Raw genomic sequence first — 12,789 nt, forward strand, 5'->3', positions numbered from 1 at the left:
CGGGGTCAGGTCAGCGGCACCCAGGCCAGGGTGGTCATGCCGGACAGGGCGGTCGCCTTGAGGCCGGCGTCGGAGAGCGTCCAGAGCACACCGTCGACCATCAGTGAGCGGCGGATCGGCGCCCACTCGCCGCCGTCGGCCAGGGCGCCCGGGTGGTCGACGGCCCCGGCCACCGTGAAGCCCTTGTCGCCGACGCGCAGCGCCAGCACACCGCCGGACGGCGCACGCCTGGTGCCGTCGGCGCGGTCGGTGACCACGCCCGGCTGCCGCACCGGGAGCACCACCAGGCGCTCCGGCTCCCAGTACAGGAACGCGTGCGGGTCGTGTTCCACCTCGGACCAGCCGCCGGGGATGTGGTGCTGCGCGATCCGGGCCGGCCGGGCCGGGTCGGCCACGTCGAACAGCGACACCTGGGTGCCGGTCACCCGACCCTGGCCGGTCGCGTCCTGGCCGACGCCGATCAGGCGGCCGTCGCCGGCCGGGTGCAGGTACGCCGAGTACCCGTTGATCTTCAGCTCGCCGGTGACCCGGGGCGCGGCCGGGTCGCGCAGGTCCACGCCGTACAGCGGGTCGGTCTGCCGGAACGTGACCACGTATCCGGTGCCGCCGACGAACCGCACCGCGAAGATCTGCTCGCCCTTGCCGAGGCCGGTGACCGCGCCGACCCGCTTCAGCGTGGCCCCGTCGGCGCGCAGCACGTAGACGCCGGACTGGGAGGACCTCTCCCGCCGCCACGTGTCGCCGGTGGTGGTGGCGACCCGCAGGTGACCGTCCCACTCGGACAACGCGTACTGGTCGATCAGCCAGCCGGGCACCGACCCGGCGGCGACGAAGCGTGGCGTTGCCCCCGCGGTGTCGAACTGGTAGATCTCGGTGCCGGCGTCACGCGCCCCGGACGGCGCGCCACGCCACGTCCGCCAGCGCTGGTCGTTGGCGACGTAGAGGCGCGGGCCGTTGCTGTAGACGGTCTCACCGTCGGCGACCACGGTGACCGGGTCACCGGCGTCGAGCGCGGACGCGCCCAGGTCGAAGCTGAGCACCGTGACCATCGAGGCGCCGGAGAAGCCGGTCGGCCGGCTGACCCGGTCGCAGCCCACCCGTCCGGTGCCGACGGTCCGCACGCCGTCGCGGATCTCGTAGCGGGGCAGCCAGTCGTCGAGCGCAGCCTTGTCGATGATCGCCCGGTTGGCGGTGATCCGCTGGGCGTCGGTCTTGCGGCCGGGCAGGTAGGGGAAGTCGAGCCGGGGCGCGGACCGGATCACCACCCGGGCGGTCGTGCCGGACTGCCGGGCGTCGACCAGGAGACCGTCGATCCGGTACTCCCCGACCACGCGGGGCGGTCCGGCGAGGTCCAGCAGGACCAGCCGGGCCTGCGGGGTCCTGCCCGGGCGGGTCTGCCCGTCCGGTACAGGGCCCTTGACGATCCGTCCCGCGTGCAGCAGCACGAGCGCCCGGTCGCCGTGCAGCAGCAGGCTCCCCTCGTCACCGGCGAACCGCTCGGCGTCGGGATCGAGCGCCAGCCGGCCGGTCACGCGGCGGCTCGCCGGATCGACCACCGACAGCACGCCCCGGGTGACCGTGACGATCCGCCGCCCGTCGGTCTTGACCATGTCCGGTTCGTCCACACCGGCCTCGTGCACGTTGGTGCCGGAGTGAGCCGCCGCGCCCGCGTCCTTGGCGGCGCCGCCGAGCGCCGTCGCCCGTTCCGCGCTGAACTGCCGGAGGACGTCCGGCCCGAAGCCCCACGGGCCGACCGCCGCCTTCGCGGCCGTGCGGAGCTGCCGCAGCGCCTCGTCGCAGCCGTCGAACGCCACCAGCCGCAGCCCGCCGGCCGGCACGACCTGCCCGGCGGGCGGGCCGGCGGCCGGCGGGTCGGCGGCCGGGGGCGACGCGGTGCAGCCGGCGAGAGCCAGCGCGGCGGCCATCGTCCATCCAAGCGTCCGGGGTCCGTGACCTGTCATGCCGGTCAGACGTGGCGGTGACGGGCGCGGTTCCCGGCCGCGCCGCTCAACCGCCGATCGGTGCGCAACCGCCGGTCGCGCCGCTCAACCGCCGGCCATCGCGCCGAGCACGATGAACGGCTCCTTGCCGGCGACCACCTCCTCCGGCAGCGGCGCGTCCGGGGACTCGTTGGAGAGGTCCAGTTCGCAGGCGTAGAAGCGGACGAACGGCCGGCGCTGCCCGCTGTGCCGGTCGCGGATCGTGCCGAGCAGCATCGGGTACGCGGTCTCCAGGGCGTCGAGCACCTCCCGCTGGGTGGGCGGCCCGGCCACCTCGACGCGTACCTCGCCGGCGACGTGCGCCAGGTTCTTCAGGTGCGCCGGCAGCACCACCCGGATCACGGCAGCACCTGGACCTCGACCGAGAGCACGGCCGGCAGGTCGCGCACGATCGGCGCCCAGGTGTCGCCGCCGTCGGCCGAGTGGTAGACCTGCCCGCCTGTGGTGCCGAAGTAGACGCCGCACGGGTCGAGCGTGTCGACGGCCATCGCGTCGCGCAGCACGTTGACGTAACAGTGCGACTGCGGCAGGCCCTCGGTCAGCGGCTCCCAGTGCTCGCCGCCGGTGCGGCTGCGGTAGACGCGCAGCCTGCCCTCCGGCGGGTAGTGCAGCGAGTCGCTGGTGATCGGCACCACGTAGACCGTCTCCGGTTCGTGCGCGTGCACCGCGATCGGGAAGCCGAAGTCGGTCGGCAGATCGCCGCTGACCTCCCGCCAGTTCGCGCCCGCGTCGTCGGTGCGCATGACGTCCCAGTGCTTCTGCATGAACAGCGTGTCCGGCCGGGACGGGTGCTGCGCGAGACGGTGCACGCAGTGCCCGACCTCGGAGTCGGTGTCCGGGATCTCGCCCGAGCGCAGCCCTTTGTTGATCGGCAGCCAGCTCGCGCCGCCGTCGTCGCTGCGGAACGCGCCCGCCGCCGAGATCGCCACGTAGATCCGGTCCCGGTCGGCCGGGTCGAGCAGGATCGTGTGCAGGCACATCCCGCCCGCACCGGGCTGCCACGACGGCCCGGTCGGGTGCTGCCGCAGGGCGGTCAGCTCGGACCACTTCTGGCCGCCGTCGGTGCTCAGGTAGAGGGCGGCGTCCTCGCCGCCCGCGTACACGGTGTCGGGGTCGTGGCGGGACGGCTCCAGGTGCCAGATCCGCTTGAACTCCCACGGCCGTGGGGTGCCGTCGTACCAGAGGTGCTGCCCCACCTCGCCGCTGTAGGCGAAGTCGTTGCCGGCCGTCGTCCAGGTCCGGCCGCCGTCGTCCGAGCGCTGGATCAGCTGCCCGAACCAGCCGCCGGACTGGGACGCGTACAGCCGGTCCGGTTCGACGGGTGAACCTGTCAGGTGGTAGATCTCCCAGCCGCCGAAGTGCGGTCCGTCGACGGTCCAGTCGTCACGCTTGCCGTCCGAGGTCAGGATGAACGCGCCCTTGCGCGTGCCGACAAGTACTCGTATGCCGCTCATGTCTCGTCCTTCCGTCCTGAAGGGGGTTCTCCCGGCACTGACCGTGCGGCTCACCGAAACTCATCGCTGTCGTACTCCCCGTGTACGACATTTCCTGGTCGGACGCCCTGTGGCGGGGTCGCCACGCCGGTGCGGCCGGAATGTCGGGGGCTGCGGCTAGCCTGCGCGCATGACCGGCCCCGGAGACGTCCCACCCGAGCACCTCGACCGACTGCGGCCGGTCTGCCTCGGCCTGCCGGAGACCTACGAGGAAGCGGCCTGGGTGGGCGTGCGGTGGCGGATCCGCGGCCGTACGTTCGCCCACGTGCTCACCGTCGACCCGGGCCACCAGGCGGCGTACGCGCGGGCCGCGGCGACCGACGAGCCGGTCTGCGTGATGACGTTCCGCTCCCCCGGCGACGAGATCGCCGGGCTGCTCGCGGCCGGGCCGCACTTCTTCAAGCCGGACTGGGCCGCCGACGTGGTGGGCCTGCGACTGGACGCGGGCACGGACTGGACCGAGGTCGCCGAACTGCTCACCGAGAGCTACTGCGTGCTGGCCCCGAAGAAGCTGGTCGCGCTGGTCGACCGGCCGCCGGGGCCGTGACGGCGCCCGGCGGGGCTTCCCAGAGGCGAGGCGTCGGCAGTACGGTGGTCGTGGTGTGCCGGGAAGCCTGGTCGGCGGTCGTTGCCCCGCCGACTCAGGAGCCGCGCGATGCGAGCCCGCCCCGCCGTACGCACCCGTGATCTGACCAAACACTACGGCCGCTTGGTGGCCCTCGACGGCCTGAATCTGACCGTCGAGGCGGGTGAGGTGCTCGGCCTCCTCGGTCCGAACGGCGCCGGCAAGTCCACCACCATCCGGTTGCTGCTCGGCCTCGCCCGTCCCACCCGGGGCGAGGCCCGGATCTTCGAGGCGGATGCGGCAGACGTGCGTGAGGCGCACCTGCTGCTGGCGTACGTCCCGGCCGACGTGGCGCTCTGGCCGCAGCTCACCGGTGCGGAGATCCTCGACCTGCTCGCCGCGACCGGACCCGGTGCGGACACCCGTTACCGGGGCGAACTCGTCGAGCGGTTCGCCCTCGACCTGTCCCGCCCGGCCGGCACCTACTCGACCGGAAACCGGCAGAAGGTCGCCCTGGTCGCTGCGTTCGCCACCCGGGCGCCGCTGCTCGTGCTCGACGAGCCGACGAGCGGCCTGGATCCGTTGATGGAACTGCAGTTCCGCCGTGCGGTCGGCGAAGCGCGGGACAACGGGCAGAGCGTGCTGCTCTGCTCACACCAGCTCGCCGAGGTGGAGGCGGTCTGTGACCGGGTGGCGATCCTGCGGGCCGGCCGGCTCGTGGACGTCGCCCCGGTGCCGGAGCTGCGGCGACTGCACCGGAGCGAGGTGACGGTACGGTTCACCGGCCCCGCGCCGGATCTGGCCGGCGTACCCGGCGTCGAAGCGGTCGAGGAGCGGGAGGGGCTGCTGCGCTTCACCCTCGCCGGCCCGCCCGCCGCCGCGCTGCGAGCCCTGTCCGGCGCGGAGATCAGCACGCTGACGGTGCGCGAGCCGAGCCTGGAGGAGATCTTCCTCGACTACTACGGGGAGCAGGCGTGACGCGCCCGGCCGGCACAGCGGTCAGCCTGCTCGCCGCCCGCGGGATCTGGCGGCCGGCCCTCGTCGTGACCGGCGTGACCGTCGGTATGTCCGTCCTCGTGGTGGGCACCTACGCGCGCACCGTCGGCGAGGGAATGGGCGCCTCCGGCCTGGAGGCGCTGGCGCGCAACCCCGCGATCCGCACCCTGTTCGGCGAACCCGTCGCACTGGACACCGCGGGCGGGTTCACCGTGTGGCGAACCGGCATGGTGCTGGCCGTGCTGGTCAGTGTGTGGAGCCTGCTGGCGACCGTCCGGTTGACCAGGGGCGAGGAGGAGGCCGGCCGGTGGGGGCTGCTGCTCGCCGGCCGGCTGACGCCGGCGGCGGTGCTGCGGCGTCACCTGGCACCGTTGACGGCGGCATCGGCGCTGGCCGGAACACTGCTCGCGGCCCCGCTGACGATCGCCGGCACGCCGTGGCAGGGGGCGCTGCTGCACGGTGCCGGTGTCGCCTCGGCCGGCGCGTTCGCGGTCGCGGTGGGCGCCGTCGTCGTGCAGGTCCAGCCGACCCGGGCGGGGGCGGCCGGCAGCGGCCTGGCCGTGCTCGGGGCCGGCCTCCTGGCGCGGATGACCGGCGACTCCGGGGCGGCGCCGGCGTGGCTCCGACTGCTTCCGCCATACGGTCCGCTCGCGCTCACCCGTCCCTATCACGAGAACCGGTGGACGCCGCTGCTCGTGTCGCTGGCCGCCGTCGTCCTGCTGACCGGGGCGGCGCTGGCCCTGTGCTCGCGGCGCGACGTGGGCGCCGGACTGCTGCGCCCACCGGCCGGCCGCGCACCGCGACGCGGCCTGCTCGGCTCGGTGCCGACCTTCGCGATGCGACGCGCCCTGCGCCCGCTCGCCGGCTGGACCGTCGGCGTCACCGCCTACTTCCTGCTGATCGGCGTGCTCGCCACGTCGCTGACCGGCTTCCTCGAGCAGAATCCCGCCTTCGCCGATCTCGCCGCGCGGGCGGGCTTCGGCGGGCTCGACCGGGTGCGGGGGTACGTGGCCACACTGTTCGCGCTGCTGACGGTGCCGATCGGCGCGTTCGCCACCGCGCGGCTGAACGCCTTCGTCGCCGCCGAGGCCGCCGGCCGGCTCACGCTGCTGCGGGCCGGTCCGGTCAGCCGGACCCGGCTGCTCGCCGCCGAGGTGGGCAGCGCGTCCGCCGGGGCGGTGGCTCTGGCGGTCGCCGCCGCTCTCGCGACGTGGCTGGGTACCACAGTGGTCGGCGCCGGCCTGCCGCTCACCGCCGCCCTGGCGGGCACGCTCAACGTGCTGCCGCTGGCGTTGGTCGGCGCCGGGGCGGCCACCCTCGCCGTCGGGGCGGCGCCCCGCCTGGTTCCCGTGCTGGGAATGCTGCCCACAGCGGGTGGTTTCCTGCTGGCAGTGGTGACGGAGAGCGTGCGCGCCCCCGCCTGGGTCGGTGCGCTGTCGCCGTACGCGCATCTCGCCGCGGTGCCCGACGCGGCGCCGAACTGGACGGCTCAGGGCGTGCTGGTCGCGGCGGCGTTAGTCCTGGCGGCCCTGGGCGGCTGGGCCTACGGTCGCCGGGATCTGGCGGGCTGAGTCAGCCGAGCTTCTTGCGCAGCGTCTCGAACGCCAGGTCCGGCCGCAGCGGCACACCGAACCGCTCGTCGCCGTACGGGAACGGGCTCAGCTCGCCGGTGCGGACGTAGCCGCGCCGCTCGTACCAGCCGATCAGGTCGTCGCGCTGGACGATCACTGTCATCCGCATCTCACCGGCGTGCCACTGCTCGGCCGCGTAGCGCTCGGCCTCGGCCAGCAGCTCCCGGCCCAGGCCGCCGCCCTGCCGGCCGGGGGCGACGGCGAACATGCCGAAGTAGACGTGGTCGTCGCGACGTTCCAGCTGGCAGCAGGCCACCAGGCCGCCGTCCTGCTCGGCGACCAGCACCACGCCGCCCGGGCCGGTGACGGCGGCAGCCACCATCTCCGGGTCGGTGCGCTGCCCGGCCAGCAGGTCCGCCTCGTGGGTCCAGCCCTGCCGGCTGCGCTCACCCCGGTACGCCGACTCGATCAGGTCGACGAGGGCGGTCACGTCCTCGGCGCGGGCGACCCGGACGGTACGGGATGCGGGGCTGGTCATGGCGGTTCTCCACGGTCGCGGCGACGTACCTGGTCAGCGTACGCAGGCGGGTGTCCCGGACGGCGACCGGGACCACCGGGCGGGACGGTTCGTGGTTCACTGCCCGGCATGGAGACGACGATCGGCGCGGCGGACCTGCCGGCGATCCTCGACCTGCCGGCCGGGCCGGTACGCGGCGGTCTCGTGGTGCTGCACGGCTCGCACGCCGGGCAGCGGTCCTACTTCCTCTACGAACACCTGGCCCGGCTGCTGCCGCCGGCCGGGATCGCGGTGCTGCGCTACGACCGCCGCCCCCGGATCGACGGGCACGACGTGCCGCTGGCCGACCAGGCCGACGACGCGTCCGCCGCGCTCACCGAGCTGCGCCGGCACGTCGGGACGGCCCCGGTCGGGCTCTGGGGGTTCAGCCAGGGCGCGTGGGCGGCGGCGCTGACCGCCACCCGGCACCCGGTCGACTTCCTCGTCCTCGTCGGGTGCAGCGCGGTGAGCCCCGCGGTCCAGATGCGCCACGGCACCGCCGAGCAGCTCCGCCGCAACGGCTACGGGCCGGCCGACCTCGCCGGGCTGGCCGAGCTGCGCCGCGTCGCCGAGGGGTACCAGCGCGGCGAGGTGCCGCGCCCGGTGGCGCAGGCGGCGATCGACGCGGCGGCGCGGCGGCCGTGGTTCCCGCTGGCGTTCCTGCCCGAGCAACTGCCCGCCACGCCCGGCACCTGGACCGACATGGACTACGACCCGGCGCCGGTGCTGGCGCGGCTGACCTGCCCGGTGCTGCTCTGCTACGGCGAGACGGACGCGTGGATCCCGATCGAGGACAGCCTCGCGGTGTGGCGGCGGGCGGCCCGCGACGCCGAGCTGACGGTGGCCCGGCTGGCCGGCTGCGACCACGCGCCCACCCTCGGCGAGGGTGAGGACCTGGACAGCGTCAGCCCGCAGTACGAGCGGGTGCTCCTGGACTGGCTCGGCCGGACGCTGCCGCGCATGGACGCCGACCTGCCCACCTTCGAGTTCGCCTTCCCCGGCCCGCTGCGCGACCAGCTCGTCGCCGCGGTACTCGACGGGAGCAAGACCACCACCACGGGGCTGCTCCAGGACTACGAGATCGAGGGTGAGCCGCTGCCGGCCGTCGGCACCCGCTCGGCGGTCATCGACTCCGAAGGGCGGCCGGTGGCGGTGATCGAGCTGGTCGAGGTCCGCGTCGCCCGCCTCGGTGACGTCGACCTCGACCACGCCCGGGACGAGGGCGAGGGGTTCGACACGGTCGCCGCGTGGCGGGCCGGCCACGAGGGATTCTGGCACGGCGAGGACTACCGGGGCTGGCTCGGCGACCCGGCGTTCACCGTGGACGACGACACAGCGGCCGTGCTGCAACGCTTCCGGCTGGTCGAGACGCTCTGACGGCGGCCCGGGCTGATCGCGCGGTTCACTCCGCGGCGAGCCAGGCGCGCAGTTCGGCGCCGTGCTCGTCCAGCTCCGGGGGCGGCAGGTCGTAGCGGGGCGGCGCCCCGGACAGGCCGATCGGGTTCCGGATGCCCGGCACCCCACCGGTCGTCACCACCGGGTCCAGGCCGAGCCGTTGCGCCAGCGCCACCCCCTCGGCCACCGAGTTGATCGGGCTGCACGGTACGCCCGCGGCGCGCAGCTCGGCGAACCAGTGCCCGCTGCCGCGCCGGGACAGCGCCGCCACCAGCAGCGGCCGCAGCTCGTCGCGGTGCGCGACCCGGTCGGCGTTGCGGCGGAACCGCGCGTCGTCGGCCAGCTCCGGCACGCCGAGCACCCGGCAGAGGGTACGGAACTGGGCGTCGTTCCCGGCGATCACCACCAGTTCGCCGTCGGCGGTGGGCAGCGGCTCGTACGGCACGATACTCGGGTGCGCGTTGCCCATCCGGTGCGGGGCCGCCGCACCCGCGACGTACGCGCTGGTGTGGTTGACCAGCCCGGACAGCGCCGAGGAGAGCAGATCCACTGTGACGTGCTGCCCGCGCCCGGTCTCGTCGCGGTGCCGCAGCGCGGCCAGGATCCCGACCGCCGCGTGCAGCCCGGCGATCACGTCGAACACCGCCACCCCGGCCTTGCAGGGCGGGCCGTCCGCGTCCCCGGTGAGGCTCATCAGCCCGGCCGCGGCCTGCACCATCAGGTCGTACCCGGGCAGGTCGGCGCCCCCGGCGTCGCCGAAGCCGCTGATCGAGGCGTACACCAGGCGGGCGTTGCGGGCGGTGACCGTGTCGTGGTCGAGGCCGAAGCGGCGCAGCGCGCCCGGACGGAAGTTCTGGATCAGCACGTCCGCCCGGTCGGCCAGCCGGTGCGCCAGCGTCAGGTCGCCGGGATCGGTCAGGTCGAGCACCAGTGAGCGCTTGTTGCGGTTGACCGCCAGGTAGTAGGTGGAGACGTCGTCGCGAACCGGGGGCCGCCAGCCGCGGGTGTCGTCGCCGCCGGGCGCCTCCACCTTGACCACGTCCGCGCCGAGGTCGGCCAGGAGCATCGTCGCGTACGGGCCGGCGAGAATCCGGGAGAAGTCGGCGACCAGCACCCCGTGCAACGGACCCGACATGCCACCCTCCCTCGCCGCCGACCACGATGACACATACCCGACGGCACACCCGGCAGGGGTGGCCGGCCCGGCTACGGTCGCGGTACATCGGGCGGACATACCGGAAAGGGGTGCGCGTGTCGCTGCTGAGCCGGCTCGCCGGGTCCACCGACGAACGCCCCGGCGCGGTCCGGGTGGGCGACCGGTCGCTGTCCTGGGTGGAACTGCGCCGGGCGGCCGCCGCCGTCGCCGACGACCTGCGCGGCGCGACCCGGGTGGCGGTGCCCGCCACGGCCAGTCTGGAGACGGTGGTCGGCGTGGTCGGCGGGCTGCTCGCCGGCGCGGCGGTGGTGCCGGTGCCGCCCGACGCCGGCCCGATGGAACGCGACCACATCCTGCGCGACTCCGGCGCGGAGCTGCTGCTCGCGGCGCCCGGCACACCGCACGCCGGCTCGCCGCCTGTCGTACCGCTGGACCTGGTCCGGCGCGCGGACACCACACATCCCGAACCGGACCCGGCGGCCACCGCGCTGATCCTCTACACCTCCGGCACCACCGGCGCGCCGAAGGGCGCGGTGCTGTCCCGCCGCGCCGTCGCCGCCTGCCTGGACGGGCTCGCCGAGGCGTGGGCCTGGACCCCGGACGACGTGCTGGCGCACGGCCTGCCGCTGTTCCACGTGCACGGGCTGGTGCTCGGCGTGCTCGGCCCGCTGCGCGTCGGCAGCCGGCTGCACCACGTCGGCCGGCCCCACCCCGAGCGGTACGCGGCAGCCGGCGGCTCGCTGTACTTCGGCGTACCCACGATCTGGTCGCGGATCGCGGCGCAACCGGCGGCGGCGCGTGCGCTGCGCGGCGCCCGGCTGCTCGTGTCCGGCAGCGCGGCGCTGCCCGAGCCGGTCTTCGCGGCGCTGGCCGGGCTGACCGGGCATCGGCCGCTGGAGCGGTACGGCATGACCGAGACGCTCGTGACGGTGAGCGCCCGCGCGGACGGTCCCCGGCGGCCCGGCACGGTGGGCGTGCCGCTGCCCGGCGTGCACACGCGGGTGGTGGACGAGCAGGGCGGCCCGCTGCCCGCCGACGGCGCCGCAATGGGTGAGCTGCAGGTACGCGGCGGCACGCTGTTCGACGGCTACCTGAACCGGCCGGACGCAGACGCGGCCACCCGCACCGCCGACGGCTGGTTCCGCACCGGCGACATCGCGACGGTCGACCCGGACGGCGCGCACCGGATCGTCGGCCGGGCCGCCACCGACCTGATCAAGAGCGGCGGCTACCGGATCGGGGCCGGCGAGGTGGAGGACGCCCTGCTGGCCCACCCGGGCGTGCGGGAGGCGGCGGTGGTCGGCACGCCCCACCCCGACCTGGGCCAGCAGGTGACCGCGTACGTGGTCGGCGACGGCGTGGCCGAGACCGAGCTGATCGACTTCGTGGCGCGGCACCTGTCCGCGCACAAGCGCCCCCGGCAGGTACGGCTGGTCGGCGCGCTGCCCCGCAACGCGATGGGCAAGGTGCAGAAATCCCGCCTGACCGAGGCGTGACCCGCACCCCGCCGGGAACCAGCGCGGCTCTGGCGACGACTATCCCTACATGGCGTGTGAGCAGTGGCGGGAGATCCTGTCGGCACAGCTGGACGGTGAGGCGTCCGGCTCGGAGATCGAGGCGGCCGAGGCGCACCTGAACGGATGCGCCGGCTGCCGCGGCTGGTTCGACTCCGCGGCGTCGGTGACCCGGCGGGCCCGTACGCAGCTCGCCCCGCAGGTGCCCGACCTGGTCGACGCGGTCCTGGCCGCCGCTCCCCCGCCCCGGCCCAGCCGCCGCCACCGGATCACGCTCGGCCTGCGCGGGGCGCTCGGCCTGCTCGGCGCGGTGCAGCTCGTCCTCGGCCTGGCCCAGATCGGCCGGGAGGCGGTCGTCGAGCACGCACACGCCTCCGGCCAGCACTTGTGGCACGAGTCGGCGGCGTGGAACGTCGCCGTCGGTGCCGGGTTCCTCTACGTGGCCGCGCGCCGGTCCGCCCCGTCCGGCCTGCTGCCGATGCTCAGCGCGTTCGTCGCCACGCTCGTACTGCTGTCCGTCAACGACCTGATCACCGGGCAGGTGGCGATGACCCGGCTGGTCAGCCACGGATTCCTGCTGGTCGGCTGGGCCGTGATGCTGGTGCTGTCCCGCCTCGGCCGGCGCCCCGGCGACACCCCGCCCGGGCAGCGCCGGTCGGGGGGCTCGCGGTGGGCGCTGCCGGCCGAGGAACCGGCCGCGCCGGCGCTGCGGCTGGTGCCGCCCGGCCCGTACCCCGCACAGGCCCGCGACCGGCGCGCCGCCTGACGGCCCTCGGCGCGGGTCACCGGGTCGCGGCTCACCCGGCCGGTCGCGATCCCGGCGGGCCCCGGCGGTCGTGGTGTCAGCGGGCGGGTCTCAGCGGGCCCGGCGGTCACGGGCGTCGCCGGACCAGGCGGCGACCAGGTCCTCCCGGGCGCGGGCCACGCGGGAGCGGATGGTGCCCACCGGGCAGCCGCACACCTCGGCCGCCTCGGCGTAGGACAGGCCGAGCACCTGGGTCGCCACGAACGCCTCCCGCCGGTCCGGCGCCAGCGTGGCGATGAGTCCGCGCAGCACCACGCCGTCGTCCCCGCCGCCGGTCACCGCGCCGGCCGCCTCGGCGGCGGCCTGCCAGTCCGGCAGCGCGGCCACCCGGGGCCGGGCGGTCGCCGCCCGCACGTGGTCCACCGCGACCCGGCGGGCGATGGTGAAGATCCAGGTACGCGCCGACGACCGGCCCGCGAAGCCGGGCAGGCTGCGCAGCGCGCGCAGGAACGTCTCCTGGGCCAGGTCGTCGGCCTCGGCCGGCCCGGCCAGATGAGCGAGGAAGCGCCACACCGGCGCCTGGAGGGCCCGCACGAACGCGGCAGCGGCCAGCTGGTCGCCCCGGGCGGCGCGGCGCGCCCACCCGGTCACCTGCTCGTCGTCGGCGTCCGGGCTCATCCGCGGCCGGCCCGCCGGTCCGGCATGCTCATGCCGGACGGTACGGATGCGCGCCCCGCTCGGTTCATTCCGCGTCCCTCCTGCCGGCGCCGCAGTGCCGCTCGCCCTCCGGTTGGTCGG

12 protein-coding genes and 1 pseudogene are annotated in these 12,789 nt (G+C 75.3%); 7 read left to right on the forward strand and 6 right to left on the reverse strand.

The window, feature by feature from the left end; translation table 11 throughout:
- Window positions 1–5: 5 nt before the first annotated feature.
- From SM452_RS09040 to SM452_RS09050, 3 genes are all read right to left on the reverse strand, one after another.
- Entirely contained in the window at window positions 6–1,925 is a 1,920-nt protein-coding gene (locus SM452_RS09040) for a beta-propeller domain-containing protein (RefSeq protein WP_463839708.1), read from the reverse strand.
- 120 nt (window positions 1,926–2,045) lie between these two features.
- Window positions 2,046–2,342 (reverse strand): MoaD/ThiS family protein, encoded by a 297-nt coding sequence (locus SM452_RS09045; RefSeq protein ID WP_135240025.1) that lies wholly within the window; start codon window positions 2,340–2,342, stop codon window positions 2,046–2,048.
- The gene (locus SM452_RS09050) at window positions 2,339–3,454 is read right to left on the reverse strand and encodes a WD40/YVTN/BNR-like repeat-containing protein (RefSeq protein ID WP_355509159.1); all 1,116 of its coding nucleotides are present in this window, start codon (window positions 3,452–3,454) and stop codon (window positions 2,339–2,341) included. Before SM452_RS09050 ends, SM452_RS09045 begins: the two co-directional genes overlap by 4 nt.
- Window positions 3,455–3,623: 169 nt before the next feature.
- On the opposite strand from SM452_RS09050, the gene SM452_RS09055 reads away from it, so the two are divergent.
- The 3 genes from SM452_RS09055 (at window position 3,624) to SM452_RS09065 (ending at window position 6,625) form a co-directional block, all read left to right on the forward strand.
- Window positions 3,624–4,040 carry an MmcQ/YjbR family DNA-binding protein gene (locus SM452_RS09055; protein WP_194802423.1) on the forward strand — a complete coding sequence of 139 codons (417 nt, stop codon included), beginning with the start codon at window positions 3,624–3,626 and terminating at the stop codon, window positions 4,038–4,040.
- 108 nt (window positions 4,041–4,148) lie between these two features.
- Window positions 4,149–5,036 carry an ABC transporter ATP-binding protein gene (locus SM452_RS09060; protein ID WP_194802422.1) on the forward strand — a complete coding sequence of 296 codons (888 nt, stop codon included), beginning with the start codon at window positions 4,149–4,151 and terminating at the stop codon, window positions 5,034–5,036.
- The gene (locus tag SM452_RS09065) at window positions 5,033–6,625 is read left to right on the forward strand and encodes a hypothetical protein (RefSeq protein WP_269696901.1); all 1,593 of its coding nucleotides are present in this window, start codon (window positions 5,033–5,035) and stop codon (window positions 6,623–6,625) included. Before SM452_RS09060 ends, SM452_RS09065 begins: the two co-directional genes overlap by 4 nt.
- Window position 6,626: 1 nt before the next feature.
- Here SM452_RS09065 and SM452_RS09070 read toward each other — a convergent pair whose 3' ends face one another.
- Window positions 6,627–7,163, reverse strand: coding sequence for a GNAT family N-acetyltransferase (locus tag SM452_RS09070; RefSeq protein WP_194802420.1), 537 nt, complete (start codon window positions 7,161–7,163; stop codon window positions 6,627–6,629).
- A 108-nt stretch (window positions 7,164–7,271) separates the two neighbouring features.
- On the opposite strand from SM452_RS09070, the pseudogene SM452_RS09075 reads away from it, so the two are divergent.
- Both SM452_RS09075 and SM452_RS09080 read left to right on the forward strand, forming a co-directional pair.
- Window positions 7,272–7,661, forward strand: a pseudogene (locus SM452_RS09075) (alpha/beta hydrolase); the annotation flags it as partial.
- A 480-nt stretch (window positions 7,662–8,141) separates the two neighbouring features.
- On the forward strand, window positions 8,142–8,558 hold the full coding sequence (locus SM452_RS09080; protein WP_463839724.1) for an ASCH domain-containing protein: 417 nt from the start codon (window positions 8,142–8,144) through the stop codon (window positions 8,556–8,558).
- A gap of 25 nt (window positions 8,559–8,583) precedes the next feature.
- On the opposite strand, the gene SM452_RS09085 is transcribed toward SM452_RS09080, so the two are convergent.
- Window positions 8,584–9,711, reverse strand: a complete 1,128-nt coding sequence (locus tag SM452_RS09085; protein ID WP_463839709.1) for a CaiB/BaiF CoA transferase family protein — start codon at window positions 9,709–9,711, stop codon at window positions 8,584–8,586.
- 116 nt (window positions 9,712–9,827) lie between these two features.
- Between SM452_RS09085 and SM452_RS09090 the strand changes: the two genes are divergently transcribed.
- Complete coding sequence (locus SM452_RS09090) at window positions 9,828–11,228, forward strand: acyl-CoA synthetase (protein ID WP_463839710.1); 1,401 nt, start codon at window positions 9,828–9,830, stop codon at window positions 11,226–11,228.
- Window positions 11,229–11,277: 49 nt separating this feature from the next.
- A complete protein-coding gene (locus SM452_RS09095) occupies window positions 11,278–12,012 on the forward strand; it encodes a zf-HC2 domain-containing protein (RefSeq protein ID WP_262015308.1) in 735 nt (244 codons plus the stop codon).
- Between the two features lie 90 nt (window positions 12,013–12,102).
- On the opposite strand, the gene SM452_RS09100 is transcribed toward SM452_RS09095, so the two are convergent.
- Window positions 12,103–12,669, reverse strand: coding sequence for a sigma-70 family RNA polymerase sigma factor (locus tag SM452_RS09100; protein ID WP_120570026.1), 567 nt, complete (start codon window positions 12,667–12,669; stop codon window positions 12,103–12,105).
- Window positions 12,670–12,789: the final 120 nt, after the last annotated feature.

This window comes from Micromonospora sp. SYSU B005, from assembly GCF_055362685.1.

Excerpts from the sequence above, each read along its gene's own strand:
- SM452_RS09085 (WP_463839709.1), bottom strand. The coding sequence starts at position 9,711 with ATGTCGGGTCCGTTGCACGGGGTGCTGGTCGCCGACTTCTCCCGGATT.
- SM452_RS09100 (WP_120570026.1), bottom strand. The coding sequence starts at position 12,669 with ATGAGCCCGGACGCCGACGACGAGCAGGTGACCGGGTGGGCGCGCCGC.
- SM452_RS09055 (WP_194802423.1), top strand. The coding sequence starts at position 3,624 with ATGACCGGCCCCGGAGACGTCCCACCCGAGCACCTCGACCGACTGCGG.
- SM452_RS09070 (WP_194802420.1), bottom strand. The coding sequence starts at position 7,163 with ATGACCAGCCCCGCATCCCGTACCGTCCGGGTCGCCCGCGCCGAGGAC.
- SM452_RS09040 (WP_463839708.1), bottom strand. The coding sequence starts at position 1,925 with ATGGCCGCCGCGCTGGCTCTCGCCGGCTGCACCGCGTCGCCCCCGGCC.
- SM452_RS09050 (WP_355509159.1), bottom strand. The coding sequence starts at position 3,454 with ATGAGCGGCATACGAGTACTTGTCGGCACGCGCAAGGGCGCGTTCATC.
- SM452_RS09060 (WP_194802422.1), top strand. The coding sequence starts at position 4,149 with ATGCGAGCCCGCCCCGCCGTACGCACCCGTGATCTGACCAAACACTAC.
- SM452_RS09095 (WP_262015308.1), top strand. The coding sequence starts at position 11,278 with ATGGCGTGTGAGCAGTGGCGGGAGATCCTGTCGGCACAGCTGGACGGT.
- SM452_RS09080 (WP_463839724.1), top strand. The coding sequence starts at position 8,142 with ATGGACGCCGACCTGCCCACCTTCGAGTTCGCCTTCCCCGGCCCGCTG.